General features: G+C 66.7%; 32 protein-coding genes and 1 tRNA gene. 19 read left to right on the top strand and 14 right to left on the bottom strand.

Annotated features, from left to right (window positions below):
- Nucleotides 1-2 precede the first annotated feature (2 nt).
- Complete coding sequence (gene fabZ, locus K3M67_RS10125; protein WP_066861942.1) at nt 3-479, top strand: 3-hydroxyacyl-ACP dehydratase FabZ; 477 nt, start codon at nt 3-5, stop codon at nt 477-479.
- Nucleotides 480-666: 187 nt separating this feature from the next.
- A complete protein-coding gene (gene rpmE, locus K3M67_RS10120) occupies nt 667-891 on the top strand; it encodes a 50S ribosomal protein L31 (protein WP_066861944.1) in 225 nt (74 codons plus the stop codon).
- Nucleotides 892-1,152: 261 nt separating this feature from the next.
- Here rpmE and aroB read toward each other — a convergent pair whose 3' ends face one another.
- Complete coding sequence (aroB, locus tag K3M67_RS10115; RefSeq protein WP_285831412.1) at nt 1,153-2,259, bottom strand: 3-dehydroquinate synthase; 1,107 nt, start codon at nt 2,257-2,259, stop codon at nt 1,153-1,155.
- Nucleotides 2,250-2,798 (bottom strand): shikimate kinase, encoded by a 549-nt coding sequence (locus K3M67_RS10110; RefSeq protein ID WP_285832924.1) that lies wholly within the window; start codon nt 2,796-2,798, stop codon nt 2,250-2,252. The genes aroB and K3M67_RS10110 overlap by 10 nt, the downstream gene beginning before the upstream one ends.
- A gap of 97 nt (nt 2,799-2,895) precedes the next feature.
- On the opposite strand from K3M67_RS10110, the gene K3M67_RS10105 reads away from it, so the two are divergent.
- From K3M67_RS10105 to K3M67_RS10085, 5 genes are all read left to right on the top strand, one after another.
- Nucleotides 2,896-3,084 carry a hypothetical protein gene (locus K3M67_RS10105; RefSeq protein WP_285831411.1) on the top strand — a complete coding sequence of 63 codons (189 nt, stop codon included), beginning with the start codon at nt 2,896-2,898 and terminating at the stop codon, nt 3,082-3,084.
- A gap of 5 nt (nt 3,085-3,089) precedes the next feature.
- Entirely contained in the window at nt 3,090-4,910 is a 1,821-nt protein-coding gene (locus K3M67_RS10100; protein ID WP_285831410.1) for a hypothetical protein, read from the top strand.
- Between the two features lie 2 nt (nt 4,911-4,912).
- Entirely contained in the window at nt 4,913-5,845 is a 933-nt protein-coding gene (locus K3M67_RS10095; RefSeq protein WP_285831409.1) for a tyrosine recombinase, read from the top strand.
- A gap of 11 nt (nt 5,846-5,856) precedes the next feature.
- The gene (locus K3M67_RS10090; protein ID WP_285831408.1) at nt 5,857-6,801 is read left to right on the top strand and encodes an acetyl-CoA carboxylase carboxyltransferase subunit alpha; all 945 of its coding nucleotides are present in this window, start codon (nt 5,857-5,859) and stop codon (nt 6,799-6,801) included.
- Nucleotides 6,802-6,875: 74 nt separating this feature from the next.
- A complete protein-coding gene (locus K3M67_RS10085) occupies nt 6,876-8,354 on the top strand; it encodes a M48 family metalloprotease (RefSeq protein WP_285831407.1) in 1,479 nt (492 codons plus the stop codon).
- Between the two features lie 61 nt (nt 8,355-8,415).
- Here K3M67_RS10085 and K3M67_RS10080 read toward each other — a convergent pair whose 3' ends face one another.
- Both K3M67_RS10080 and K3M67_RS10075 read right to left on the bottom strand, forming a co-directional pair.
- Entirely contained in the window at nt 8,416-8,577 is a 162-nt protein-coding gene (locus tag K3M67_RS10080) for a Flp family type IVb pilin (RefSeq protein WP_019051700.1), read from the bottom strand.
- A gap of 139 nt (nt 8,578-8,716) precedes the next feature.
- Nucleotides 8,717-8,902 carry a Flp family type IVb pilin gene (locus tag K3M67_RS10075; protein ID WP_285831406.1) on the bottom strand — a complete coding sequence of 62 codons (186 nt, stop codon included), beginning with the start codon at nt 8,900-8,902 and terminating at the stop codon, nt 8,717-8,719.
- Between the two features lie 82 nt (nt 8,903-8,984).
- On the opposite strand from K3M67_RS10075, the gene K3M67_RS10070 reads away from it, so the two are divergent.
- On the top strand, nt 8,985-9,392 hold the full coding sequence (locus K3M67_RS10070) for a (deoxy)nucleoside triphosphate pyrophosphohydrolase (protein WP_285831405.1): 408 nt from the start codon (nt 8,985-8,987) through the stop codon (nt 9,390-9,392).
- A 97-nt stretch (nt 9,393-9,489) separates the two neighbouring features.
- Here the strand turns inward: K3M67_RS10070 and bfr are convergent, their stop codons facing one another.
- The 3 genes from bfr to K3M67_RS10055 form a co-directional block, all read right to left on the bottom strand.
- Nucleotides 9,490-9,969, bottom strand: coding sequence for a bacterioferritin (gene bfr, locus K3M67_RS10065; protein WP_066861968.1), 480 nt, complete (start codon nt 9,967-9,969; stop codon nt 9,490-9,492).
- Between the two features lie 149 nt (nt 9,970-10,118).
- On the bottom strand, nt 10,119-10,289 hold the full coding sequence (locus K3M67_RS10060) for a (2Fe-2S)-binding protein (RefSeq protein ID WP_066861972.1): 171 nt from the start codon (nt 10,287-10,289) through the stop codon (nt 10,119-10,121).
- A gap of 59 nt (nt 10,290-10,348) precedes the next feature.
- Complete coding sequence (locus K3M67_RS10055) at nt 10,349-11,590, bottom strand: DUF418 domain-containing protein (protein ID WP_285831404.1); 1,242 nt, start codon at nt 11,588-11,590, stop codon at nt 10,349-10,351.
- 151 nt (nt 11,591-11,741) lie between these two features.
- Here K3M67_RS10055 and K3M67_RS10050 point away from each other — a divergent pair, with 151 nt between their 5' ends.
- Nucleotides 11,742-12,515, top strand: a complete 774-nt coding sequence (locus tag K3M67_RS10050) for a methyltransferase domain-containing protein (protein ID WP_066861979.1) — start codon at nt 11,742-11,744, stop codon at nt 12,513-12,515.
- On the opposite strand, the gene K3M67_RS10045 is transcribed toward K3M67_RS10050, so the two are convergent.
- From K3M67_RS10045 to purL, 4 genes are all read right to left on the bottom strand, one after another.
- The gene (locus tag K3M67_RS10045) at nt 12,473-14,110 is read right to left on the bottom strand and encodes a glycoside hydrolase family 43 protein (protein ID WP_285832923.1); all 1,638 of its coding nucleotides are present in this window, start codon (nt 14,108-14,110) and stop codon (nt 12,473-12,475) included. The genes K3M67_RS10050 and K3M67_RS10045 overlap by 43 nt on opposite strands.
- A 118-nt stretch (nt 14,111-14,228) precedes the next feature.
- On the bottom strand, nt 14,229-14,633 hold the full coding sequence (locus K3M67_RS10040) for a hypothetical protein (RefSeq protein ID WP_285831403.1): 405 nt from the start codon (nt 14,631-14,633) through the stop codon (nt 14,229-14,231).
- Between the two features lie 147 nt (nt 14,634-14,780).
- Nucleotides 14,781-14,936 (bottom strand): GIY-YIG nuclease family protein, encoded by a 156-nt coding sequence (locus tag K3M67_RS10035; protein WP_232313847.1) that lies wholly within the window; start codon nt 14,934-14,936, stop codon nt 14,781-14,783.
- 115 nt (nt 14,937-15,051) lie between these two features.
- On the bottom strand, nt 15,052-17,241 hold the full coding sequence (gene purL / locus K3M67_RS10030; RefSeq protein ID WP_285831402.1) for a phosphoribosylformylglycinamidine synthase subunit PurL: 2,190 nt from the start codon (nt 17,239-17,241) through the stop codon (nt 15,052-15,054).
- Nucleotides 17,242-17,308: 67 nt separating this feature from the next.
- On the opposite strand from purL, the gene K3M67_RS10025 reads away from it, so the two are divergent.
- Entirely contained in the window at nt 17,309-17,728 is a 420-nt protein-coding gene (locus K3M67_RS10025) for a putative quinol monooxygenase (RefSeq protein WP_285831401.1), read from the top strand.
- Between the two features lie 258 nt (nt 17,729-17,986).
- Here the strand turns inward: K3M67_RS10025 and K3M67_RS10020 are convergent, their stop codons facing one another.
- Nucleotides 17,987-18,370, bottom strand: coding sequence for a hypothetical protein (locus K3M67_RS10020; RefSeq protein ID WP_066861994.1), 384 nt, complete (start codon nt 18,368-18,370; stop codon nt 17,987-17,989).
- Nucleotides 18,371-18,584: 214 nt separating this feature from the next.
- On the opposite strand from K3M67_RS10020, the gene K3M67_RS10015 reads away from it, so the two are divergent.
- The 6 genes from K3M67_RS10015 (at nt 18,585) to K3M67_RS09990 (ending at nt 22,698) form a co-directional block, all read left to right on the top strand.
- Nucleotides 18,585-18,839 (top strand): exodeoxyribonuclease VII small subunit, encoded by a 255-nt coding sequence (locus K3M67_RS10015; protein ID WP_066861995.1) that lies wholly within the window; start codon nt 18,585-18,587, stop codon nt 18,837-18,839.
- A gap of 4 nt (nt 18,840-18,843) precedes the next feature.
- The gene (locus tag K3M67_RS10010) at nt 18,844-19,758 is read left to right on the top strand and encodes a polyprenyl synthetase family protein (protein WP_066861997.1); all 915 of its coding nucleotides are present in this window, start codon (nt 18,844-18,846) and stop codon (nt 19,756-19,758) included.
- A gap of 3 nt (nt 19,759-19,761) precedes the next feature.
- Complete coding sequence (gene coaD, locus K3M67_RS10005; RefSeq protein WP_066861999.1) at nt 19,762-20,274, top strand: pantetheine-phosphate adenylyltransferase; 513 nt, start codon at nt 19,762-19,764, stop codon at nt 20,272-20,274.
- A 110-nt stretch (nt 20,275-20,384) separates the two neighbouring features.
- On the top strand, nt 20,385-21,134 hold the full coding sequence (locus tag K3M67_RS10000; protein ID WP_285831400.1) for a peptidylprolyl isomerase: 750 nt from the start codon (nt 20,385-20,387) through the stop codon (nt 21,132-21,134).
- A 24-nt stretch (nt 21,135-21,158) separates the two neighbouring features.
- Nucleotides 21,159-22,190 (top strand): tRNA preQ1(34) S-adenosylmethionine ribosyltransferase-isomerase QueA, encoded by a 1,032-nt coding sequence (gene queA, locus K3M67_RS09995; RefSeq protein ID WP_285831399.1) that lies wholly within the window; start codon nt 21,159-21,161, stop codon nt 22,188-22,190.
- 256 nt (nt 22,191-22,446) lie between these two features.
- Nucleotides 22,447-22,698 carry a hypothetical protein gene (locus K3M67_RS09990; protein WP_285831398.1) on the top strand — a complete coding sequence of 84 codons (252 nt, stop codon included), beginning with the start codon at nt 22,447-22,449 and terminating at the stop codon, nt 22,696-22,698.
- Nucleotides 22,699-22,702: 4 nt separating this feature from the next.
- On the opposite strand, the gene K3M67_RS09985 is transcribed toward K3M67_RS09990, so the two are convergent.
- Both K3M67_RS09985 and K3M67_RS09980 read right to left on the bottom strand, forming a co-directional pair.
- Entirely contained in the window at nt 22,703-23,041 is a 339-nt protein-coding gene (locus tag K3M67_RS09985) for a DMT family protein (protein ID WP_066862006.1), read from the bottom strand.
- 113 nt (nt 23,042-23,154) lie between these two features.
- Nucleotides 23,155-24,078, bottom strand: coding sequence for a DUF2171 domain-containing protein (locus tag K3M67_RS09980; RefSeq protein ID WP_066862013.1), 924 nt, complete (start codon nt 24,076-24,078; stop codon nt 23,155-23,157).
- Between the two features lie 239 nt (nt 24,079-24,317).
- On the opposite strand from K3M67_RS09980, the gene K3M67_RS09975 reads away from it, so the two are divergent.
- From K3M67_RS09975 to K3M67_RS09965, 3 genes are all read left to right on the top strand, one after another.
- Nucleotides 24,318-24,393 (top strand) — tRNA-Ala (locus K3M67_RS09975).
- 66 nt (nt 24,394-24,459) lie between these two features.
- Nucleotides 24,460-25,275, top strand: a complete 816-nt coding sequence (locus K3M67_RS09970) for an NUDIX hydrolase (RefSeq protein ID WP_285831397.1) — start codon at nt 24,460-24,462, stop codon at nt 25,273-25,275.
- A gap of 3 nt (nt 25,276-25,278) precedes the next feature.
- Nucleotides 25,279-26,004, top strand: a complete 726-nt coding sequence (locus K3M67_RS09965; protein ID WP_285831396.1) for an extensin-like domain-containing protein — start codon at nt 25,279-25,281, stop codon at nt 26,002-26,004.
- The last annotated feature ends 11 nt before the right edge of the window (nt 26,005-26,015 follow it).

Raw genomic sequence — 26,015 nt, 5'->3', positions numbered from 1 at the left:
CGATGACGGGAGAGGTTGAATCGACCGCGCGTGGCCCGATGGATATCCGTCGGGTCATGGCCGCGTTGCCGCACCGTTATCCGATGCTGCTGATCGACCGCGTGGTCTCGCTGGTGCCCAGCCAGTCGATCCACGCGATCAAGGCGGTGTCGGTGAACGAGCCGTTCTTTCAGGGGCATTTCCCGACCCGGCCGATCATGCCCGGCGTGCTGATCGTGGAAGCGATGGCGCAGGCTGCGGGCGTGCTGGCGGTGGAATCGATGAACTTGGCCGATTCGGGCAAGCTCGTCTATTTCATGAGCATCGACGGCGCGAAATTCCGCTCGCCGGTGGAGCCGGGTTGCCTGCTCGACCTGCATGTCGAAGTGACGCAGAATCGCGGCGCCATCTGCAAGTTCAGCGGCAAGGCAATGATCGACGGCAAACTGGCGTCGGAAGCCAATTTCGTCGCCATGATCACCGATCCGCCCAAGGATTGAGGGCTGCGTGTCCCCCCGGCGAATGCCGGGGTCGCAGGGCGGCTGCCGCGTCTTGGCCGTAAATCCCGGCCTTCGCCGGGATGACGCCTTTATTCTTGCCAATCCGCGCGCAAACCGCTAACGGCGCGCCTTCGCATTTTCACGCATCCGGCCGGTCGGAAACCGGCCATCGAAGGAGCATATCGCCATGAAGGCCAATACCCACCCCGACTACCACCTGATCACGGTCCAGATGACCGACGGCACCACCTTCCAGACCCGCTCGACCTGGGGCAAGGAAGGCGACACGCTGGCGCTCGACATCGACCCGAAGTCGCACCCGGCCTGGACGGGCGGCAACCGCCAGCTGGACACCGGCGGCCAGGTGGCGCGCTTCAACAAGCGTTTCGGCGGGCTGACGCTGAAGAAGTAATCGGCCTTCGATGGTTGAAACGGAAAGGGCGCCCGCGAGGCGCCCTTTTTGTTTGTCGCGATGATGGTGGTGAGCGGACGCGCATCACTCGTCTCGTCATCCCCGTGCAGGCGGATATAAAATCCTTCCTCCTTGTCGCTCGGATGACGGTAATTAAAGGGATGGCCGCTTTCGTGCGGCGTCGCACCGCGCCTGACTGTCGGCCTCTGTCCGCTTCCTGCACCGCGGCTTTGCGCCTTCGAGGGGCGCGCTTTGAGGCGATCAGGCGGCCCGTTCCTCGTCCAGGAACGCTGTCACATCATCCAGCACGACATCCTTCGACAGGAAGGTCGCTCCGATGCCGCGCGCCAGGAGGAAGGGCAGGGTGCCGGCCGCCATCTTCTTGTCGTGCAGCATATGGCCGACCAGTGCCGCGCCGTCGGCGGTGACATGGGCGGTGGCGAGGTCGTGTGGAAGGCCCACGGCCTGGAGGTGGGCGGTGACGCGATCGGCGTCGGCCTGCGGGCAGAGGCCAAGGCGCGCCGAATAGCGGAAGGCGAGAGCCATGCCCGCCGCGACGCCTTCGCCATGGAGCAGCATGTCGGAAAAGCCGGTGTCCGCCTCCAGCGCGTGGCCGAAGGTGTGGCCCAGGTTGAGCAGCGCGCGGCGGCCCGACGTCTCGCGCTCGTCATCGGCGACGATCGCGGCCTTGGCGCTGACGCTGCGTTCGATCGCATAAGTGCGCGCCTGCGGGTCGCCCGCCAGCAGGCGATGGCCATCGCTCTCGCACCAGGCGAAGAAGTCCGGGTCGTCGATCAGGCCATATTTGACCACCTCGGCATAGCCGGCGCGGGTTTCTCGCGGCGGCAGGCTGTCGAGCGTCGACGGATCGATCAGCACGAGGGCGGGCTGGTAGAAGCTGCCGATCAGGTTCTTGCCCGCCTTTGCGTTGATCGCGGTCTTGCCGCCGACCGACGAATCGACCTGCGCCAGAAGCGTGGTCGGCAGCTGGATGAAATGGCAGCCGCGCTTCAGGATCGAGGCGGCGAAACCCACCAGGTCGCCGATCACGCCGCCGCCCAGCGCGATCACATGGTCGCCGCGCTCGATCTCCAGGGCTAGCAGTGCGTCGAGCAATTGTTCCAGATAGCGCCAGCTCTTGGTCTGTTCGCCCGGCGGCAGGATGATCGGTTCGACGGTGATGCCCGCCGCGCGAAGGCTGGCGTCGAGCCGGGGCAACTGGGTCGCGGCGACATTGGCGTCGGTCACGACCACCAGCCGGCCCTTGCGCGCATAGGGTTTGAGCGTTTCGCCGGCGCGATCCAGCGCGCCCTGTTCGATGACGATATCGTAACTGCGCGCGTCCAGCGCGACGCGGACTAATGCCATGCCGTCAATTGCTCCATGATCCGCTCGACCGCGACTTCGTGCGGGGCGGCGATGCTCTTCACATGAATGGGGGCAAGCGCGTAGACCGGGTTGCGCACCGCCGCCAGTTCGGTCAGCACCACGCGCGGATCGCGATTCTTGAGCAGTGGCCGGCTTTCGCGGCGGCCCACCCGGTCAACCAGCACATCGATGTCGGCGTCCAGCCACACGGCCGTCGCCTGTTCCAGGATCAGCTTGCGCGTCTCGTCCTGCATGAAGGCGCCGCCGCCGGTCGCGATCACCTTGGGCGCGCCGTCCATCAGCCGGGCGATCACCCGCCGCTCGCCGTCGCGGAAATAGGCTTCGCCATAGCGTTCGAAAATCTCGGTCACGCTCATGCCGGCGGCCTTCTCGATCTCCTCGTCGGCATCGACGAAGCTGAGGCCGAGGCGCGCGGCCAGCCGGCGGCCGACCGTCGATTTGCCCACGCCCATCATGCCCACCAATACGATGGGACCGCGCCGGGCCTGGCTCTCCGGGATTTTGCTGTTTCGCTGCATGGCGAGGGGGGCTATACAGCCAGCCGTCGCAGAGGCAAATCGCATCTTTTCTTTGTTCACCCGGCCTTGCAGGCCCGGCCAGCTAAGCCAAGGACCTATGAAGAATAATCGCAACTATAGCAGTTTCGAAGGCAGTTCGCGTCGCCGCGGCGGCCGCCTGCCGATCATTCCCATCGTCCTTGTCCTGCTGGTCGCCGCCCTGCTCGCCTTTTTCTGGTCGCGCGGCGGGGAAAAGCCGCAGCAGCGCGTCGAAAAGATCATCCCCGCCGAGAAACTGGGTCAGTAAGGCGGATGCGCTGGCCGCGGGCGAATGCCAAATGGGCGCTGGGCAGCTTCGCGCTTGCGCTGACCTTGCCCGTGGTGGCGCAGCAGGCGCCCGAATCGCTGTTGCCCCCCGGCTTCGGCGATGCGCCCGAAGCCCCGGCGGCCGCGCCGCAGCCTGCGCGACCGGCGCAGCCCGCGCCCGGATCGCCCGCCGCGCCGATGGTCCAGCCGCTGCCCGACCAGGGGTTGCCGGACTTGTCGCTGGCGGCCGACGCGACGAACGCGGCCGAGGCGGAACTGACCCCCGAGGAACTGGCGGCGCAGAAGGCCAAATATGACCTGCCCGACACGGCGCGGCGCTCGCTCGACCGAATCGGCCCGCTGACGCCGCAGACACGCGGTTTCGAGCCGGACGCCTTCGGCCGGGAATCGGGGCAATATCTGGCGGCGCTGATGCGGCAGACCCATGCGCCGATCGTGTCGCGCTGGGCCTCCATCCTGCTGCGCCGCGCCTTGCTGAGCGCGACCGACACGCCGCGCGGCATCGACGGCGCGGACTGGGCGGCGGAGCGCGCCTGGCTGCTGCTGCGCATGGGCGAGGCGGACAGCGCCCGGCTGATGATGCAGAGCGTCGATTCCGACCGCTACAGCCCGCGCCTCTATGCCATCGCGATGCAGACCTATCTGGCGAGCGCGGACCCGGCGGGCCTGTGCCCGCTGTCGGAAGGGGCGCTACGTTTCTCCAAGGAGCCGGGCTGGGACATGACCCGCGCGATCTGCCCGGCGCTGTCGGGCGATCAGGGCATGGCGAGCGGCGCGCTCAACCAGGCGCAGCGCCGCGGGGTGGTGCGCGGCATCGACTATCGGCTGGCGGAAAAGGTCGTCGGCACCGGCTTCAATGCCCGCCGCTCGGTCAAGATCGAATGGGACGGCGTCGATCGGCTCACGGCCTGGCGCTATGGCCTGGCGACCGCGCTCAACGTCGAGATACCCGAGGATCTCTACGCCACGGCGGGGCAGCATGTCCGCGCCTGGGAAGCGCGCGCGCCGGCGCTGACGGCGCTGCGGCGGCAGCCGGGGGTGGATATTGCCGCGCGGCTGGGAGTGTTTTCCAATGCGGCGCTGGTCGGCTTCTATGGCCAGCTGGGCAGTGACGGGGATGCGCCCGCCGATATCGCGGACAAGATCGAGGCGCTGCGCGCCGCCTATGCGGGCGCGACAGTGGCGGACCGGATCGGGGGGATGCAGAGCTGGTGGCAGGATGGCGCGAAGCCCGACTATGTCGGCCTGATCGCCACCGCGCGTGCCGCCGCCGCGCTGCCGGTCGCGCAGGCTTCGGCGCAGGATGCCGCCAATCTGGTCGCCGCCATGCTGACCGCCGGCTATGACCGTAATGCCGCGCGCTGGGCGCAGGCGATCGGCCGACTGGACGGCGAGGGCGCGTCGCAATTCTGGGCGCTGCTGGCCGTCGGCGCACCCAGCCCGGTGGTGGATATCAGTTCCGGCCGCGTATCATCCTATGTCGGCGAGGTCGGGCCGGAAAAGGGGCGGATGCTGATCGCCGCCCTCGCCGGCCTGGCGCGCCTGTCGCCGCAGGATGGCGCCGCGCTGGCGCAGGACAATGGCGTGGCGCTCGCCCCCAACAGCCGCTGGGCGCGCGCCATCGGCGCGGCGGCGCAGCGGGGCGAAAAGGCGACGGTGGCATTGCTCGTCGCGGTGGGGATGCAGGGGCAGGACTGGACTCACCTGCCGCCCGCACATCTCTATCATGTCGTCGCCGCGCTCCACCGGGTCGGGCTGGACCCGGAGGCGCGGATGATCGCCGCCGAGGCGATCAGCCGCATCTGACCATGGGGCAGGAGGATGCCGCCCTGGTCGACCGTTTCCTCGAAATGATGGCGGCGGAGCGCGGCGCGTCGCGCAACACGCTGCTGGCCTATCGCGCTGACCTGGCGGGTGCGGGTGACGTGCTGGGCGGCCTTGCGGGCGCCACCCGCGACGGGCTGGGCACGCTGGCGGCGGCCTGGGCGGAACTGGCGGCGTCCTCCGTCGCGCGCAAGACGTCCGCTTTGCGGGCCTTCTACGGTTTTCTTGAAGAGGAAGGATTGCGCGCCGACAATCCCTCCGCCGCCTTGCCCCGCCCGGTGACGCGGCGATCCCTGCCCAGGATATTGTCCACCGCGGAAGTCGACCGTTTTTTCGCGCTGATCGCCGAGCGGATCGACGTGGAGCATCCCGCGCCGCTCGACCTGCGCCTGTCCGCGCTGATCGAACTCCTCTACGGATCGGGCCTGCGCGCGACCGAGCTGGTATCGCTGCCGCGCCGGGCGCTGGCCGCCGACCGGCCCTTCCTCATCCTCAAGGGCAAGGGCGCGCGCGAGCGGCTGGTGCCCATTTCCGACCGCGCGCGCGCCGCCGTCGCTGCCTGGCTGCCCCATGTGGCGGCGGACAGCCCCTGGCTGTTCCCGTCGGGCAAGAGCCATCTGAGCCGCATCCGCCTCTATCAGCTGGTCAAGGCGCTGGCTGCCGCCGCCGGCATCGCGCCCGAACGGGTCAGCCCCCATGTGCTGCGCCACGCCTTCGCGACCCATCTGCTGGAAGGCGGGGCGGACCTGCGCGCCTTGCAGGCGATGCTGGGTCATGCCGACATCGGCACGACCCAGATCTACACCCATGTCGACAGCCGGCGGCTGGTCGAGCTGGTCAACCGACGCCATCCGCTCGCGACCATGCCGACAAGGAACGCGCATCGCCGCGTTGACGGCGAAGCGCCAGCACCGTAACGCGTGGCGCCATGGTAAGCTTTCTGGAATTCGAGAAGCCGATCGCTGAGCTGGAAGCGCGCATTGTCGAACTGCGCGCCACCGCCAGCGTGGGGGACATCAACATCGACGGCGAGATCGCGACGCTGGAACAGCGCGCGGCGAAGCTGCTCAAGGACACTTATGCGAAGCTGACGCCCTGGCAGAAGACCCAGGTGGCGCGGCATCCCGACCGTCCGCATTTCAAGGACTATGTCGCGGGCATGTTCGACAATTTCATGCCGCTTGCCGGCGACCGCGCCTTTGCCGACGATCAGGCGATCATCGGCGGCTTCGCGACGCTGGGCGAGCGCAAGGTCATGGTGATCGGTCACGAGAAGGGCGACGACACGGCCAGCCGCGTGCGCCACAATTTCGGCATGGCCAAACCCGAAGGCTATCGCAAGGCCATCCGCCTGATGGAGCTGGCGGATCGCTTCGGCCTGCCGGTGGTGACCCTGGTCGACACGTCGGGCGCCTTTCCGGGCGTGCAGGCGGAGGAGCGCGGCCAGGCCGAAGCCATCGCCCGGTCGACGGAAGCCTGTCTGGCGCTGGGCGTGCCGATGGTCGCGGCCGTGGTGGGCGAAGGCGGATCGGGCGGCGCGATCGCGCTGGCGGCGGCCAATCGCGTGTTGATGTTTGAACATGCGGTCTATTCGGTGATCTCGCCCGAAGGCTGCGCATCGATCCTGTGGCGGACCGCCGACAAGGCGAGCGACGCGGCGACCGCGATGCAGGTGACGGCGCAGCATCTGAAATTGCTGGGCGTGATCGATCGCATCGTGGCCGAGCCGGTGGGCGGCGCGCATCGCGATCCCGTGCAGGCGATCGCCAGCCTCGGCACGGCGATCGAGGCGGAACTGGATTCGCTCGATGGCATGAGCGCGCAGGCGCTGCGTACCGACCGCGCCGACAAATTCCTCGCCATCGGCGTCTGACTTCCCTCGCTTTTTCGGGAACAGCCCGCCATTTTCGCTCGTTACGTGCCGGTAACGTCGAAGGGTGAGGGTTTATGAACTGGAAGATTGCGTTGGGCTGCTCGGGGGCGGTGCTGGCGATGGGGTTGAGCGCGCCGGTGGTGATCGGGCAGCAGCGCGCGATTCGCACCGTGTCGTCCATCAGCCAGCAGGACAAGGCGAGCGGCGCGAAGCAGCACCCCGAACTGCTCAAGGAATTTGGTGGCGCCTATGCCGGGCCGCAGGCGCGCTATGTGGAGACGGTCGGGCGCCGGATCGCGGTTCAGTCCGGCCTTTCCAACGCGCAGAGCGATTTCACCGTTACCCTGCTCAACAGCCCGGTGAACAACGCCTTCGCCATCCCCGGCGGCTATGTCTATGTCACGCGCCAGCTGATGGCGCTGATGAATGACGAGGCGGAACTGGCGGGCGTGCTGGGTCATGAGGTCGGTCATGTCGCCGCCCAGCATGGCCAGCGGCGCCAGCAGGCCGCACAGCGCAATGCCATCGGCGGGGCGCTGCTGGGCGTTCTGGCCGGCGCGTTGCTGGGCGATTCGGGCTTGGCCGGGCTGGTACAGAAGGGGATCGGCACGGGCAGCCAGCTTTTGACCCTCAAATTTTCCCGCAGCCAGGAATATGAGGCCGACGACCTCGGCATCCGCTATCTCGCGTCGGCCGGCTATGATCCCCGCGCCCTCTCCGAAATGCTTGCCTCGCTGGCGGCGCAGAGCAATCTGGACGCGCAACTGGCCGGCAGCGCCCGGTCCATGCCCGAATGGGCCAGCACGCACCCCGACCCGGCCTCACGCGTGGACCGGGCGGCACAGGCGGCGGCCGCGACTCGCGCCGGCAGCACGGTGCGCAATCGCGACGCCTTCCTCAATGCCGTGAACGGCGTCCTCTATGGCGATGATCCCCGGCAGGGCGTGATCGAGGGCAACCGCTTTCGCCATCCGGACCTGCGTTTGAGTTTCACGGCGCCCAGCGGCTTCGGCATGGAAAATGGTACGGACGCCGTGTCGATCACCGGATCGGGCGGGCAGGCGCAGTTCGGCGCCGCGCCCTATTCGGGCAATCTGGCGGCTTATGTCGACAGCGTCTTCGCCCGGCTGGGCGGCAGCGATGGCGGCGTGCCCGCAGGTGAGGTGAGCCGCACGACGGTTGGGGGCATCCCCGCCGCCTGGCGCACGGTACGCGCCTCGACCCAGTCGAGCCAGGTCGACGCGACCGTCTTCGCCTATGATTTTGGTGGTGGGCGCGCCTATCATTTCCTGTTGCTGACGCCGGCAGGGCAGGGCATCGGCCCCTTTACGCCGATGGTGCAATCGCTTCAGCGCCTGTCGAGCCAGGAGGCGGCGGCGATCCGGCCGCGTCGCGTCCAGTTGGTGACTGTCAAATCCGGCGACACCGTCCAGTCGCTCAGCCGCCGCATGGCCTATAGCGACTATCCCGTGGAGCGTTTCCGGACGATCAACGGGCTGGCCGCCAATGCCGCGCTGCGACCGGGGCAAAAAGTGAAGATCATCGGCTGGTGACAACGAAAAGGGGCGGCGGACTCGCGTCCGCCGCCCCTTTTCTCGTCAATTGTCCCAGGGCTTACTTCAGGTTGCCCGAGACGTTGTCGAAGGTGTTGCTGAGCTTGGAGCCCAGGCTGGTCATCGCGCCAATGGCGGCGACGGCGATCAGAGCGGCGATCAGGCCGTATTCGATCGCGGTGGCACCCTTTTCATTCTTCAGCATCTTGCGGATGAACTGCATGTGACGTCTCCTTGAATGGATTATTCCGTTAAACTACCCGGCCGCCCCGCTTGGTAATTCGTGGTCAGCAAGGACGGAATTAGAACAGCTCGGTTGAAAAAGGCTTAATGGGATGAACGAAGCTGTCAGATATTGATGGTTAATGCTTCGTTACTTCGGTCGCGACGTTGTTCCACATCCCGATCGTCTTGTTGGCGACACTGGTGAGTGCGGTAATCATGGCGAGTACGACCATGGCGAGGATAAGGGCATATTCGACCGCGGTCGCGCCGCGTTCGCACCGCAACAGCCCTCGACGGGTGATGATTTCGAAAAGCCCGCGCATCATTTCCCCAGTTCGCTACAGACAGTCCCCGACAGACGTGTAAAGCAGCCAGGGTTAACAAAGCCCTCTCATCCGGACCGATATGACGCCCATTTCTCCCCTGTTCGTCGTTGCCGTGGCGTTGATCGATGCCGATGGCCGCGTGCTGTTGCAGCAGCGTCCGCCGGGCGGGTCCATGGCGGGCCTGTGGGAATTTCCCGGCGGCAAGGTCGAGTCGGGCGAAACGCCGGAGGCGGCGCTGGTGCGCGAGCTGGAGGAGGAACTGGGCATCGAGACCCATGCCAGCTGCCTGGCACCCGCGACGTTCGCCAGCGAGCCGCTGGGCGATCGCCATTTGCTGCTGCTGCTCTATGTCTGCCGCAAATGGCGGGGACAGCCCGAGCCGCGCCATGCGACGGCGCTCAAATGGGCGCGCCCCGCGCAGATGTACGGGCTGGACATGCCGCCGGCGGACCTGCCGCTGATCGGACTGCTGGAAGCGCTGCTGTAACGAAAAAGGGCGAGGCCCACCGCCGGAAGGTGGCCTCGCCCGGGCATGAGTCGCAGGGGCGTGATCCGACGCGGTCGGACCAAGCCGGAAGGGCTGGTCAGTCCTCCGCAGCCTTGCTCTGCAACTGGATATAATTCTGGATGCCCATGCGCTCGATCATCTCGAACTGGGTTTCCAGCGTGTCGACATGCTCTTCCTCGCTTTCGAGGATATATTGGAACAGGTCACGGCTGACATAATCGCGAATCGATTCGCAATAGGCGATCGCGTCCTTCAGCACCGGCAGCGCCTCATATTCCAGTTCGAGGTCGGCCTTGAGGATTTCCTCCACCGTCTCGCCGATCTTCAGGCGGCCGAGCAGCTGGAAATTGGGCAGGCCGTCGAGGAACAGGATGCGCTCCGCCACCTTGTCGGCGTGCTTCATCTCGTCGATCGATTCGGAATATTCGAACTTGGCCAGTTTCTCGATGCCCCAATGGTTGAGCATCCGATAGTGGAGGAAATATTGATTGATCGCGGTCAACTCATTCTTGAGGACCTCGTTCAGAAAGTCGATGACCTTCGGGTCGCCTTTCATGGCGCTATACTCCGGCTGTTTCGGGAACGCCGGGATTATAAGCCTAATGCAGGCATCTGTTAAGTCGAAAACCCTTGAAAATCAGGGCTTTTTTGCTGCGCTATTGCGTCGGCTTCGCGATTGGCTGGTGCGCTTGATTTGCAATTTTATCAGGCGGATGCGCGTTCCGCCGCGATGATGGTGCGGGCGAAGGATACGCACTGGCCGCATTTGGGCCGGCGGCCGAAACGGGCATAGGCGTTGCAGGGCGTATCGGCGCCATCGCGCGCGGCTTCCCGCAGATCCTTTTCTCGAATGGCATTACAAACGCAGACGACCATCGCGGCTCTTCTCCTGATGAAGGAGAGATAGCGCAGGTGATAATAGGTCGCAATAGTAATCAGTTGCTCCTGCGAATCTTTTGCACTGCACCATGGCTGAGACTGCGCCACAGCCATTCGGCTGGTCCCATGGCGAAGCGAGTCGCATAAGGCTGCGACCAGAGCAGCATCGCCGCCCAGGCGCCGACCACGAACAACGGCAGCAGCGCCGGCCGGACATGGCCGAACAGGCCAAGCCCCCAGCCATAGAAGATCGCCGTCATGACGAGGCTGGCGCCCAGATAATTGCTGAGCGTCATCCGTCCCGCCGCCGCGATCCGGCCGACCAGCGCGCTGTCCCGGTGCCGCGCCAGCAGCCAGAGGATAAGCGCCGCCCATCCGACCGTCAGCGGGATGCGGAAGGGCAGCGACCAGGCAAGCGCCGCGCCATAAGTGGGGAGCGGCGCGAATCCGCTCCACCACACCCAGAGCGCCAGCGCGGCCATCGGCGGCACCCCGATCAGGAAGCAATGGCGGGCAGTCCGGCGATATTGCTCCATATCCCAGTTTCCGGTCAGGAAGCCGCCCTTCAGCATCGCCATGCCGAGCAGCATGAAGCCCAGCGTCTCGAACGCGTTGAACAGCAGTCCCCACAGCCAGTCGCCGGGGAAGGCGGCCAGCTTCATGTGCAGGATGGCGGTGAAACCGCTGCGATAGGTGGCGATTTCGGCCTGGGTTGCCGGGTCGGCGGGATCGGACAGGGCGGCCATGAAGCCGGTGAAGCCCTCGCGCATCGCCGCGCTGGCGTCCGCCCCGGCGGCGGCATGGCCCCACAGATAGAGGCTGCCGATGAACGCGGCCAGCAGCAGGAACTGGAACAGGAAGAAGAGGAAGGCGCGCTTGACCAGCGCCAGCGGCTCCAGCCCCGCGAAGGGCAGGGCGAAGAGGGCGACGATCGCATAGACGCGCAATATGTCGCCCCACCAGAGCAGGAAGAAATGGGCGCAGCCGATGACGAACAGCCAGAAGGCGCGAATCATCTGCGTCCGCCGGCCATCGCGGCCCGCCATCTCCTCCCGGTCGATCAGCAGCAGCATGGATGCACCGAACAGCAGGGCGAACAGGCCGCGCATCTTGCCATCGACGAAGATCAGGCTGACCGCCCAGAAGCCGATGTCGCCGGCCGAGAGCGGCCCCGCCACCGCGGGGTTGAAATAGGCGTTCTGCGGCAGGGCGAAGGCGGTGATGTTCATCCACATGATGGCCATCACGGCGCAGCCGCGCAGCACGTCCATGGCGGGAATGCGGGGGGATGCGGTCATGCGGCGGCGTTTCCTTGAACGGGCTGGTCAGAGCGCCGAGGCTCTGCCATCCGCCTAGAGCCTTTCCACAAAAGGTGGAAAGGCTCTTGTTCTTTGTGGCCGCATTTTCCAAGGCGTGGACCGTGAACGGTGAACGGAAAATGCGCCAGCCATGAACGATGGCCGCAAGCGACGGATAAGCGACGCCTTCGGTGCGGCGGCCGAGCATTATGAGGCTCATGCCGGGCCGCAGCGGCTGGCCGCGTCGCTGGTGGCCGACCTCGCCCGGCGGCAGCGGCCCGGCGGCGTGGCGCGTATCCTGGAAATCGGGTGCGGCACGGGTCTGCTGACGCGCGAGATACAGGCGCGCTGGCCAGGCGCGGACCTGATCGCGACCGACATTTCGCCCGCCATGCTGGAACAGGCCGCGTCGCACGGCCGGATCGCGGGCACATTCCTGACGATGGATGGCGAAGCGCCGTCCTTCGACGGGCCATGGTTCGACCTGATCCTGTCCAGCCTCGCCTTCCAGTGGTTCGACGACCTGCCGGCCGCGATCGCGCGGCTCGCGGGGCTGCTGCGGCCGGGGGGCAGCCTGATCTTCTCGACCATGGGGCGGGGCAGCTTCGCCGCCTGGCGGGCCGCCCATGACGCCGCCGGGCTGGCAAGCGGGGTGCCGGACTATCCCTCGCTGGATGCCCTGCGCGCGATGCTGGCGGGGCAGGACGATGCCTTCGCCTTCGCGGAGACGGTGGCGCTGGAGGGCAAGGGCGCGCGCGCGCTGCTGGCCCATCTCAAGGGGATCGGCGCGGTGGTGCCCGGCGAAGGGCATCGCCCGTTGGGGCCGACCGCGCTGCGCCGGGTCATGGCCGCCTATGACGCGGCGGGCGGCCGCGACGTCTATCAGTTGCTGCTCGGCCGGGTGACGCGCGCGTTCCAGGCATAGGGGCCGATGATCGTGCCCACGAAGCCGCCGGCCAGCTTGGTGCTGAGGAATCGGATATCGACATCGGAAGCGAGGACGCTCTCCGCCCCGCCGCTTGCATAGCTGGCGCGCATCCGGCCGCCATCCATGGCGAGAGACAGGGTGAGGGGCATGGACGGATCGACCGGGGCGGAGGCGATCAGCCGGTCGCTGTCCGATCCTTCCCGCGCCATCAGGACGATATGGGGCGCTCCGTCGCTCTGCATGATGCCGAAGAAGAGGAAGTTGCGGTCCGACTGGACCGCCATCAGCCCGGCCCGGTCGCCTTCGGCATCGGGGCGATAGTCGAGACGGGTCGAGACGGTCGCGACATGGTGCTGCTGGCGTCGCCCGATGAAGGCAGGTGCGGCCGACAGGTCGCCCAGGGCGGTCGCGCCATCCAGCACCAGAGCGCCCTGCTCCAGCCGGTAGAAGGGGCGCATCGGCGTGCGGACGCCGATCCAGGCGGGGCCGAGCCGCGGGCTGCTGAAGTCATCGCGATAGGAAAAATCGCCGCTCGTTGGCGGCGTGCCGGTGGAGCCCGCGGGCAGGCGCGGGCGCGGTGCCGCATAGGGGATGGGCTGGCCTTCGGGCAGGATATGGGGCCAGCCGTCGCGCCACGTCACGGGCAAAAGGAAGGTCTCGCGCCCGATATTGTAGAGGTCGGGACCATAGGGGCGGGTGGCGAGGAAGGTCGCCCACCAGTCTCCATCCTCAGTCTGCACCAGCTTGGCATGGCCGGCGGACGTCACCGGATGCGGGCGTGCGGGGTCCAGGCTGCGCTGGCTGAGGATGGGGTTGCCGGCATGGGGGGTGTAGGGACCGCGCAGGCCGCGGGACCGGAACACCACCTCGCTATGCTGGTCGCCGGTGCCGCCTTCCGCCGCGATCAGGTAATAATAGCCTTCTCGCTTCAGCAGGTGCGGGCCTTCGATCCACGCGGGCTTGCGGGCGATGTCGACGCCGCCATTGACGATCTGGGTCGATTGGCCGGTCATGCGGAGGTTGCGCCAGTCGAATTCCTGCACCCAGATGGCGCGATGCCCGTCATAGCGGGCCGGCTCCGCCGGCGCCCGGTTGTTGACGATGAAGGCGCGGTCGCCCTCCCAATAGATGGACGGGTCGATCCCCTCGAAGGGCAGCCAGCTGGGCTTCGACCATGGTCCGGCCGGATCGGGCGCGGTCATGACGAAATTTCCGCCGCATGTCACGCAGGTTCCCACCAGGTAGAACAGGCCGTCGTGAAAGGAGATGTCGGGCGCGAAAATGCCCAGCGTGATGCGCTTGCCGGAGAAGTCGAACTGGTCGGGGCGGTCGATCGCATTGCCGATCTGGCGCCAGTTCACGAGATCGGTGGACGTGAAGATCGGCAGGCCAGGATAATGGGCGAAGGAGGAATTGACGAGATAATAGCGGTCGCCGACGCGGGTGATGGACGGGTCGGGATAATAGCCCGACAGGATGGGATTGCGATAGTCGCCGGGGCCGGGCGTCACCTGCTCCTGGGCGCGGCCGTCATAGCGGAAATCGTCGAACCGGGCCGGTCCGGCAACCGCCGGTTCCGTGACGACCGGCATGGCGATGGTGGCGAGCAACCAAAAGACCGCGCGTGACGCTGTGCGCAAAATCCCTCTCCCTTTCCTTTCGCGCGAGCATAGGAGAGTGGAACTGATAGCGCTATCAAAAACAGGAGCGTCAGCGCGCCGATTTGCGGATCATCAGCTTGAGGCCGGACCAGACGGCATCGACGGCGCACACCTTCACATCGGCCAGGTCGGTCGTGGGCAGCACGGCCGCGCGGATGACGCCCTCCGTGATATCGGTCGGCACCCTGGACGCTTTCTTGGGCCAGCTGACCCACAGGAAGCCGGTGGGCGCGAGCAGGGGCCGCAGCGCCGCGATCCGGGCCGCCATGGTCGCGCGGTCGCTGACGAAGATATGGGCGGCGTCGATCGGCGCTTCCGGTGCGGGCAGGGGAATGACGCCGCTGTCGCCAATCTCCGCCGCGACGCTGGCGGGCATATCCTCCCACCAGGCGCGCAGGCCGGGTTTGAGGCTGAGCTTCCTGGCCAGCGGGGTGCCGGAATAGCCGGTGGTCATGTCTCGCCCTCCGTTGTTATGATGGCGCGCGGCACAGCATCATCACAGCGCCCTCCTCGCAAGCGGGAACGATCGCGCGTCAGTCAGGCAACCGCTCGAAACCCAGGCCAATCGTCAAGTCGTCCCAATGCGGATTCAACTCTACGATCAGCGCCATCTTCCAGGCGCGGTTCCATTGAGCCGCTTTTCACGCAGGATCGCTTCATCCATCGAGCCATGCTGCTCGAACCACATCAGCTGCCTGACGCCATAGTCCTGCGGGAAGCCGGGAACCACACCTGTGCGATGCTGGCGGATGCGCATCGCACAAGGCTACCCTCTCCGTCGTTCCCGCGAAAGCGCGAACCCAGCGCGCCTTCTGCACTCCGGTTGCGCGACGAGAAGTGGGTTCCCGCCTGCGCGGGGACGACGAGTGTCGTTAGAGTTCGTTGTTCATCAGCGCAGGGAAGAAGCCTTCATGCGCGGTGCGCAGCATGTCGAGCGGGACGCCCGCGACACTGTCGCCGCCGGTCGTGCCGATCTTCACCGCACCGGCAATCTCGACGCCGGCCGGGGCCGCGACGACATAGCGGCCCTGATCCTCGCCGAAGGCCGAAGCCGTGGTCAGCGCCACCTCCAGCGTCGCGCCGATCCCGCCGGCGAGCGCCATTTCCGCGATCGTCACCAGCAGGCCGCCATCGGCGACGTCATGCACGGCGTTGACCTGGCCCGCCGCGACCAGCGCGCGGACGGTGTCGGCATGGGTCCGCTCGGCTGCGAGATCGACCTTCGGGGCGTCGCCCGCTTCACGACCGGCAATCTCGCGCAGCCAGATCGACTGACCGAGGTGAGTGCCCAACGCGCCGTCCGGCCCGCCGATCAGCCAGATCGCGTCGCCCTCATTCTTGAACGCCACGGTCGCCATCACGTCGACATCCTTGAGCAGGCCGATGCCGCCGATCGCCGGTGTCGGCAGGATCGCCGAGCCGCCGCCAGTCGCCTTGGATTCATTGTAGAGGCTGACATTGCCGGACACGATCGGGAAGTCGAGCGCGCGGCAGGCGTCGCCCATGCCGTCGAGGCAGCCGGTCAGCTGCGCCATGATCTCCGGGCGCTGCGGGTTGGCGAAGTTGAGGCAGTTGGTGACGGCGAGCGGGGTCGATCCGACCGCGCTCAGATTGCGATAGCATTCGGCGATCGCCTGCTTGCCGCCCTCATAGGGATCGGCATAGCAGTAGCGCGGGGTGCAGTCGGTGCTGATCGCGATGCCCTTGCGCGTGCCATGGACGCGCACGACCGCGGCGTCGCCGCCGGGACGCTGCACCGTGTCGGCGCCGACCATATGGTCATATTGCTCCCAGATCCAGCGACGGCTGGCGATGTCGGGCGACGCCATCAGCGTCACCAGATCGGCGCCGATATCCGCGCTCTCGGCGATCTCGCCCAGCGGCGCGACATTGGCCCAGCGCTTGTAGTCGTCCTTCGGCATCGAAGGACGGTCGTAGAGCGGCGCGTCGTCGGCCAGCGGGGCGAGCGGAATGTCGCACACCGTCTCGCCCTTGTGGACCAGCACCATGCGGCCGGTATCGGTGACATGGCCGATGACCGCGAAGTCCAGCTCCCACTTGCGGAAGATCGCTTCGGCGAACGCTTCGCGGCCGGGCTTGAGCACCATGAGCATCCGCTCCTGGCTTTCCGACAGCATCATCTCATAGGCGGTCATGCCGGTTTCGCGCTGCGGCACGTCGTCCATGTTGAGCTGGATGCCGACGCCGCCCTTCGACGCCATCTCGACGCTGGAGGAGGTGAGGCCCGCCGCGCCCATGTCCTGGATCGCGACGATCGCGTCGGACGCCATCAGTTCCAGGCACGCCTCGATCAGCAGCTTTTCGGTGAACGGGTCGCCGACCTGCACGGTCGGGCGCTTGGCATCGGCGTCGTCGCCGAAATCGGCCGAGGCCATGGTCGCGCCATGGATGCCGTCGCGGCCGGTCTTCGACCCCACATAGACGATCGGATTGCCGACGCCGCTGGCTGCCGAATAGAAGATCTTGTCGGTGTCGGCGACGCCCACGGTCATCGCGTTGACCAGGATGTTGCCGTCATAGGCGGGGTGGAAATTCACCTCGCCGCCTACGGTCGGCACGCCCACGCAATTGCCGTAGCCGCCGATGCCATGGACCACGCCCGCGATCAGATGCTTCATCTTCGGGTGGTCGGGGCGGCCGAAGCGCAGCGCGTTCATGTTCGCCACCGGGCGCGCGCCCATGGTGAACACGTCGCGCAGGATGCCGCCGACACCCGTCGCCGCGCCCTGATAGGGTTCGATGTAGCTGGGGTGGTTGTGGCTCTCCATCTTGAAGATGGCGGCCTGGCCGTCGCCGATGTCGACCACGCCGGCATTTTCGCCGGGGCCGCAGATGACCTGCGGGCCGGTGGTGGGCAGCTTCTTCAGGTGAATCCGGCTGGATTTATAGCTGCAATGTTCCGACCACATGACCGAGAAGATGCCGAGTTCGGTCAGGTTCGGTACCCGGCCGAGGGCGTGCAGGACGCGGTCATATTCTTCCGGGCTGAGGCCATGTTCGGCGACGACTTCCGGGGTGATCTGGGTGGCGGTGCTGGACATGAGCGCGCCTTTAGCGAGGGCGTGCGCGAATCACAATGGTGGGCGTGCAGGATGGGGCTTCGGATGATTGGCGAAGCGTGCCGCGCATGGCGAGAAGGGGTGGTTTGCGGACAGGCGGCTATCAGATCGAGAGACGACCAACTCGGACAGTCTTTCCATCGTTTCACTGCCAGTATACATCCGCGTCATGTTGCTTATCGTAGGAACCGTTCGCCTGCCTGCCCAAAATATGGAGGCCGCTCGCCCGATTATGAAGCGAATGGCTGATGCTAGTCGCGCTGAGGAAGGCTGTATAGAGTATGGTTACGCGGAAGACGTCTTCGAGCCGGGTCTCATCCATGTAAAAGAAATGTGGGTCGATCAGACCGCGCTCGACCGGCACTTTGCCGCTTCCCATCTCAATGAATGGCGAGCCGCTTGGCCAAGCCTCGGCATTGGGGACCGTAATTTGCGGGTCTATGATGTCGCTGAGTCACGTTCGACCTAATTCGGGTCAGCTCTTTGAGCGAGCTAAGCAAGCCGTCAAAGTCCGCTAATGGTCGCTTGCTGCCATACATGCTCCTCAGGCCCGCCCTGATCCGGAGCCCGCTTTCTGGCGCAGCCGACGAAGAGGGCCGATCCCGGATTAGGTCCGGCGTTGCGGGCGATCGACTCTCGTCGCCAAATCGCGTCCCGATCCCGCCCAAGAAAAAGGCCGGACCTTGGGGAAGGTCCGGCCCGCTTGAACCAAAAGGGAAGCCCCGTCTCAGACGTGGCAGGCCTGTGCGCCCTTGCCCGGCACGGTGATCGTGACGTCGTCGCCCGAACCCTTGATTTCATAGCCGCCCTCGGCGGTGAAGGGCTGACCGGCTTCGGCAGCCTTCAGCGCGGTGGGGGCGCCGTTCTTTTCGGTGCGCAGGATCGCGGTCTTTTCGTCGCTCATAAAGTCGACGAAGAACAGGCTGTTGTCCTTGCAGCGGAACTGCTTGTTGGCCTTGACCGACGGCGGCAGTTCGACCGGCGCTGCGTTGGCGAGCTGGGCCGCCATGGGGTCGGCCGGGCCGCCCACGACTTCGGGTTCGTCATTCTTGTTGCAGGCGGACAGCAGCGCGACGGCGGCAACGGCGATCAGGGGGAGATGAGATTTCATAGCGGTCCTTCTATGTGCATGGGCGACATGGTGCGTCAACGCAAAATAGCGGTTTTCCCGCCATGCCCCCTGATATGGCGTCATGACTGTTTGATGACGAGGCAGGCGGACCGGGCAAGGGGCGAACGCCTTATTGCCGGTCGGCCCGGAGCGATCGGTCATAATTGGCTGCGCCGGGCTTGACCGGCGGACGGGGCGCGGCCAATGCAGGGGCATGGCTGAGGACATTTCCAACCCCGATCCCGCAACCCTGTCGTTCGAGGATGCGCTGCGCGCGCTCGAACAGATCGTCCGCCGGCTGGAAAGCGGCGACGTGCCGCTGGACGAGTCGATCTCGCTCTATGCGCGGGGCGAGGAACTGCGCAAGCGCTGCGCCGATCGCCTCCAGGCGGCCGAGGCGCGGATCAGCCGACTGACGGTCGATGCCAGCGGCGCAGTGACCGGCGCGCAGCCTTTCGGCGCGGACTGATCGCATGAAGGGGGGAGGGGGCGTCTCCGCGGCCGCACTGGTGACGACGCGCGCGACCATCGTCGCGCAGCAGATCGACGCCGCTTTCGACCGGCTGCTGGCGGTACCCGACGATCCGCGCCGCCGCCTTTATGAAGCGATGCGCCATGCCGCGATCGGCGGCGGCAAGCGGCTGCGCCCGCTGCTGGTGCAGGCGGCGAGCGACCTGTTCAACATTTCCCGCGACTCGGCGCTCCGGGTCGGCCTCGCGATCGAGTGCATCCATGTCTATTCGCTGATCCATGACGATCTTCCGGCGATGGACGATGACGACATGCGCCGGGGCAAGCCGACCGTTCACAAGGCCTTTGACGAGGCAACGGCGATCCTGGCGGGCGACTGCCTGCACGATCTGGCGTTCCAGATCCTCGCCGACGAGGAGACCCATCCCGACCCCTTCGTGCGGGTGGAACTGGTGAAGGCACTGGCGCTCGCCAGCGGCCCGGCGGGCATGGCCGGCGGGCAGATGATGGACCTGGAAGCGGAAACGACCCGCTTCGACCTCGCTACCGTGACGCGGCTCCAGAATCTCAAGACCGGCGCGCTGATCGCCGTCTGTGTCGATGCCGCCGCGATCATGGCCCGCCTGCCGCACGATGCGCGCACCCGGCTGCATGGCTATGCCCGCGACATCGGCCTCGCCTTCCAGATCGCCGACGACCTGCTCGACGTGGAGGGGGACGAGGCGCTGGCCGGCAAGGCGCTTGGCAAGGATGCGGCGGCGGGCAAGGAAACCTTCGTCTCGCTGCTCGGCGTCGAGCCGGCGCGGGAACGGGCGCACATGCTGGTCGCCCAGGCGAAGGCGCATCTTCACAATTTCGGCGCGGAGGCCGACCTGCTGCGCGCCATTGCCGACTATATCGTGGAAAGGGACCGCTAGGCCATGACGAAACAGCGCATCGGCGTCTATCCCGGCACGTTCGATCCCATCACCCTGGGGCATATGGACATCATCCGGCGCGGCGCGAAGCTGGTCGACAAGCTGGTGATCGGCGTGACCACCAACATCGCCAAGTCGCCCATGTTCTCTGACGAGGAGCGGCTGGAGATGGTGCGCCGCGAATGTGCGGGCATCGATGCGGAGATCGTCGTCACAGGCTTTAATTCGCTGCTGATGGACTTTGCCGAATCGCAGGGGGCCAGCGTCATCATCCGCGGCCTGCGCGCTGTCGCGGACTTCGAATATGAATATCAGATGGCGGGGATGAACCAGCAGATCAACGGCCGGGTCGAAACCGTCTTCCTGATGGCGGACGTCTCGCTCCAGCCGATCGCGTCGCGGCTGGTCAAGGAAATCGCCCTGTATGGCGGCCCGATCCACAAGTTCGTCGGCCCCGTCGTGCGCGACGAGGTGGTGGCGCGGGTCGCGCAGCTCGGCCGCAAGGGGCAGGGCTGAAAAACGCCGCCTGAACCCGTTTCAGCCTGCGTTCAGTTGCCAATCGCGATCAGCGCGCTATCAGGGCGCCTTGCCCCCAGGCGACAAGAGATCAAGGAATGTCTTACCCCATGCGTTTCACTCGCGCGCTCAAGACCGTGGCGATCGGCTTCGCCCTCACCGCGTCCGGCCTCGCCTATGCCCAGGGCGGCGGTGGCGGCAATGCAGAGGATCTGAAGAAGTCGGAAGCCGCCGCGCGCGCGCAGGAAAACGCCAAGTCGCTGGGTTCCGACCCGACGGTCAAGCTGCCGCCCGCCACCGTGCCGGCCGACCCGCAGAATATCTGGGATCTCGACCTGTCGAGCGGCGGCCGCGTGCGTATCCAGCTGCGTCCCGACATCGCGCCGGGCCATGTCGATCGGATCAAGGAGCTGACGCGTCAGGGCTTTTATAACGGCCTGAAATTCCACCGCGTCATCCCCGGCTTCATGGCGCAGGGCGGCGATCCCAAGGGCGACGGTACCGGCGGTTCGCAGTTGCCCGACCTCAAGGCCGAATTCAACCCGATGCCCCACCTGCGTGGCACGGTGTCGATGGCCCGCGCCCAGAGCGAGGACAGCGCCAACAGCCAGTTCTTCATCGTGCTGCTGCCCCGGATGCAGCTCGACAAGAAATATACCGTCTTCGGCCGCGTGATCGAAGGGATGCAATATGTCGACGCGATCGCCCAGGGCGAACCGCCGGCCAACCCGACCCTGATCCTCCAGGCGTCGATCGAAAGCGACGGCAAGCCGCCGGTCACTGCGCTGCCCGCGCCGCCGCCGTCGTCGGCGCCATCGATCATCGACACGCCCGCCGCGCCTGCGCCGAAGCGGAAATAAGCCGGTTCGTCCGGCCGTCCAGCCATGCGCGTAGACCTGTTCGATTTCGACCTGCCGGCGGAGAATATCGCGCTCCGGCCCGCTTCCCCGCGCGACAGCGCGCGGATGCTGCTGGTGCCCGGCGACGGCGCCATGCAGGACCATGTCGTGCGCGACCTGCCGTCGCTGCTGCGCGCCGGCGACGTACTGGTGTTCAACGACACCAGGGTCATTCCCGCCCAGCTGGAGGGGATGCGCGGCCAGGCGAGGATCGGCGCGACCCTGCACAAGCGGCAGGGGCTGCGGCAATGGCAGGCCTTCCTGCGCAACGCCAAGCGGGTGCGCGCGGGCGACCGCATCGATTTCGGTGCGGGCGTCACGGCCATCGCGGGCGCGCGCGACGAGGATGGCGGGGTGACGCTGGATTTCGAGGGCGAGGAGCCGGTGGAAGTCCTGCTGGAGCGGGCGGGCCGGATGCCGCTGCCGCCCTATATCGCCAGCAAGCGCCCGACCGACGACCGCGACCGCCGCGATTACCAGACCATGTTCGCGCGCGAGGATGGCGCCGTCGCCGCGCCCACCGCCGCGCTGCATTTCACCCCCGACCTGATGGCCGCGATCGGCTCGGCGGGCGTGAGGACCGAAACGCTGACGCTGCATGTGGGCGCGGGCACCTTCCTGCCGGTCAAGGCCGACGATACCGACGATCACCGGATGCACGCCGAATGGGGCCGGATCGACGCCGCGACAGCCGAGCGCCTGAACGCCGCGCGCGCAGCCGGGGGGCGGCTGATCGCGGTGGGCACGACGTCGCTGCGCCTGCTTGAAAGCGCGTGCGGCGAGGACGGCCTGCTGCGCCCCTTCGCCGACGAGACGCGGATATTCATCACGCCCGGCTATCGCTTCCGCGCGGTGGACGGGCTGATGACCAATTTCCACCTGCCCAAGTCGACGCTCTTCATGCTGGTGTCCGCGCTGATGGGCCGCGAACGGATGCAAGAGGTCTACGCCCACGCGATCGCGACGGGCTATCGCTTCTATTCCTACGGGGATTCCAGCCTGCTCCTGCCGAGGTGACGGGCGAGCGCAAGCCGTCGCATTCCTGCCCGGAGACCGCTGTCGCCCGCCGGCGGGTTCGCTGACAGCGGCTCCGCTCGCCCGTTCGACCGGTTCGGCCATACTCACGAAGAGGCAGAGCGCTTTTCTCACGCGGACACGCGCGATTCGCGCGTATAGTGCCGCCATGGCGGCACGCGCGGAATATCTGGTTCGCAAGTGAAACCTTTTCCGTCTCGCGCGTTGAAGCTCTCAGGCGTTCAGAGGAGGAGGGTATATGCAGATTGCATTCGGGACGGCGCGGCCGTCATTCGCCAGGGGATTCATCCCTCTGTATCATAGCGGGGAAACCAACCGCTGCCCGGCCTGCACGCGGCAGCATTGGATCGTCGGTCGGATGGTCGCGGAATGCGCCTTTTGCGGGACGGCGCTGCCGCTGGAGCAGTTCAGCACCTATGGCGGCGTGCATGGCGATCGACCGGAGCCGTCCGCCGGTTCTGCGCCAAAGCCATTGCGCGCAGCCCCCTGAACGGTCAGCCCCGGCCCACGAACAGGAATCCCACCGCGCCCATGATGCAGGCGAAGGCGGCAAGATGGCGCCAGTGCAGCGGCTCGCCCAGCACCGTCACCATGAAGCCGCCGAAGATGATGAGCGCGATCGCCTCCTGCGCGACCTTAAGCTGGCCCGCGCTCCAGCCCTGCGCGTAACCCATGCGGTTCGCGGGCACCGCCAGGCAATATTCGATGAAGGCGATGCCCCAGCTGATCAGGATGACCAGCAGAATCGGCTTGTTCATGCCGCCCTTCAGATGCCAGTACCAGGCGACGGTCATGAACAGGTTGGACAGGGCCAGCAGGATCAGGGTCGGCATCAATCTCTCGCACGGGACGGGGTCGACGCTTTGGCACTGTCCGGCCCGCGCGCGCAAGCGGGCATGGAAAAGGCCCGGTCATGCCGACCGGGCCTTCCATTCATCATCCGCGATCAGCGATAGCGGTTGCCGCCATAGCCGGTCGTGCTGCTCGCCGTGCCCTCGCTGCTCCAGCCACCGCGATCCTCGTCACGATCACCGAACAGGGCATTCTGCTCCCGCTCGGTGCGCCACGCGTCCTGCGCCTGGCTCGCGGTCTTTTCCAGCGTCACCTTGGTCGCATCGACCGACTTGATCCAGCTGGACGGGATGGAGTGATGCACGCCGCCCGCATCCTCGTCATTCTTGGTCAGGATGATGCGGTCGCCGCGCAGCTTGTCGACGGTGCCGACATGCTCGCCGTCGCTGCCGACCACTTCCATATGTTCCCGCACCTGGCTGATCGCCTGGCGCTGTTCGCTGCGGCGGGTGCGCCAGCTGCCGAACTCGCTGTTGAAGCGGTCGCGATGTTCGCGCTGATATTCCGCATAGTCGCGGTCGAGCTCGTCGATCCGTTGCTGGCGCCAGCTGTGATAGTTGCTGTCATGATGCGCGCCATAGTCCTGGGTCGGCCCATAGGCGCGGATGCGCTGGCCATGATCCTCGCTGCCAAAGCCGCTGCGTTCGCCGGTATAGGGCGCATGGCCGCGATTGGGCAGATAGTCGCTGCGCGCCGCCGACGCATAGCCCAGCCGGCTCGACTGGTCGCGCGGGTCGCCATAGGGGCGGTTGTAATATTCGTCATATTCGCGCCGGCGTTCGGCCTCTTCGTCGCCGAACCAGCTGCGAACCTCGTCGCCCGCGCGGTCGAGGAAGCCGCGTTCCTCATAATCATAGTCGGCCGGGGGTCGGCGATAGTCCGGGCCGCCGAACTGGCCGCGCGTGCCGTAGCGGGAGCTGCGATCATCGCGGTCGCCCTGTGCCCGATACCGGTCTCCGCGGTCCCAGCCGGCCGAATAGCGATCCTCGCCATAGCGGCGTCCGCCTTGATAACCCATCGTCCTTCTCCTTGGTCTGTCCTGGCGACGCATTATCGGCGTCGTCGGGGCATCAATGGCCGGGCGGGGCCATCGTTCCGGGCGTTACGCAGGAGTAATGTCTGGCTGAGACACCGCCTCGCCGCGCGGGAATCGCGGGCGCTTCCTGCCCCTTGATCGAGATCAGCAATGGCCGCGATTTTTTCGGCAAAAGACCGTTGCAAGGCCCAAAAGCCTCGCCTATAGGCAGCGCTCCTTCAGGGGCCTTAGCTCAGCTGGGAGAGCGCGTCGTTCGCAATGACGAGGTCAGGGGTTCGATCCCCCTAGGCTCCACCAACCTCCTCACCGGGGTTGATCCGAAGGACTTTACCGCCCGTGCGGCAAGCGCCTAGAGCGGTTTCCATGACAGATGAAGATGATGCGGGCCGTCCCGCCGCGACGGTGGTGATCCTGCGCGACCGGCCGGCCGCGCCCTCCGCGATATTGTCCCCCGAAATATTGCCGCCCGCAATATTGCCACCCGAAATATTGATGGTGGAGCGGGCGTCGACCATGGCTTTCGCCGCCGGCGCGCTGGTCTTTCCCGGCGGCGCAGTGGACGAGGCCGACCATGCGCTGGCCGCGCGGCTCGACCATGACCTGGCGCCGGACGAGGCGGCCGCCCGCATCGCCGCGATTCGCGAGACGATCGAGGAAGCGGGGCTGGGGATCGGTCTGGCCGGGCTGGTGGACGCCGCATCGGTGCTGCGGCTGCGCGATGGCTTGCATGACGGCAGGCCGCTCGGCGATCTGCTGGACCGGCATGGCCTGGGCATCGCGTTCGAAGCGCTGACCCCCTTCGCGCGCTGGCACCCCGCGCCCTTCGAGCGGGCCGCGCGGGTGTTCGACACGCGTTTCTACCTGGCCCGCGCGCCGGAGGGGCAGATGGCGAGCGTCGATTCGACCGAGAATGTGCGGCTCCTCTGGAGCAGCGCGGCCGAGGTGCTGGCGCGCTGCGACGCGGGCGAGGGAAGGATCATCTTTCCCACCCGGCGCAATCTGGAGCGGCTGGCGCCCTTCGCCTCCCACGCCGATCTGGTGGCCCATGCGGCGGCCTTTCCGGTCGAGAAGGTGCGGCCATGGAAGGAGGAGCGGGACGGGGAGGCGCATCTCTGCATCCCCGATCATCTCGGCTATCCGGTTACGTCGGAACCCATGCGGCAGGTCCGGCGTGCTTAGGGGATGCGGAAACTTCATCTGACCCTTCGTCGTGTCGTCCTGCTGGGTGGCGCGCTGCTGCTGCTGTTCCTCGGCCATGCCTGGCTGCGCCAGCGGCCGCAGGATCTGCCCTGGACCGACCTCGACCTCGCGCAGCCGGTCGGGCTTTTCACCGGGCGCAAGCTGGCCGCGCTGACCGGCGATACGGCCCGGTGCCGGGCACTGCTCGACCGGGCCGGCGTCGATTATGTGGCGATGAAGCCGGGCGGCGACGGTCAGTGCGCCTATGCCGACGCGGTGCGGCTGAAAGGGGAAGCGGACGCCATCGCCCTGTCGCCCGCGTCAGTCGCGCCGTCCTGTCCGGTGGCGGCCGCGTTCAGGTTGTGGGAATGGCAGGTGGTACAGCCCGCCGCCCAGCGCATCTATGGCCAGCCGGTCCGCAGCATTCGCCATTTCGGCAGCTATAGCTGTCGCCGCATGTACGGCCGCAGCCAGGGCGATTTCAGCGAACATGCCACCGCCGACGCGATCGACGTGGCGGCCTTCGTGCTGGCGGACGGGCGGCAGGTCAGCCTCGTCAACGACTGGAAGGGGGAGGGGAAGGACGCGGCTTTCCTGCGCGCAGTGCGCGACGGGGCGTGCGACCTGTTCTCGACGGTGCTGTCACCTGATTACAATGCCGCCCATCGCGATCATTTCCACCTCGACCAGGCGGAACGCGGCGCGATGGGATGGCGGGCGTGTCGCTAACGAAGGCCGTG

This window comes from Sphingobium sp. V4, from assembly GCF_029590555.1.
Classification (GTDB): Bacteria; Pseudomonadota; Alphaproteobacteria; order Sphingomonadales; family Sphingomonadaceae; genus Sphingobium.
Note: the sequence above shows the minus strand (reverse complement) of the source record. Positions and strands in the feature narration are given on the sequence as shown.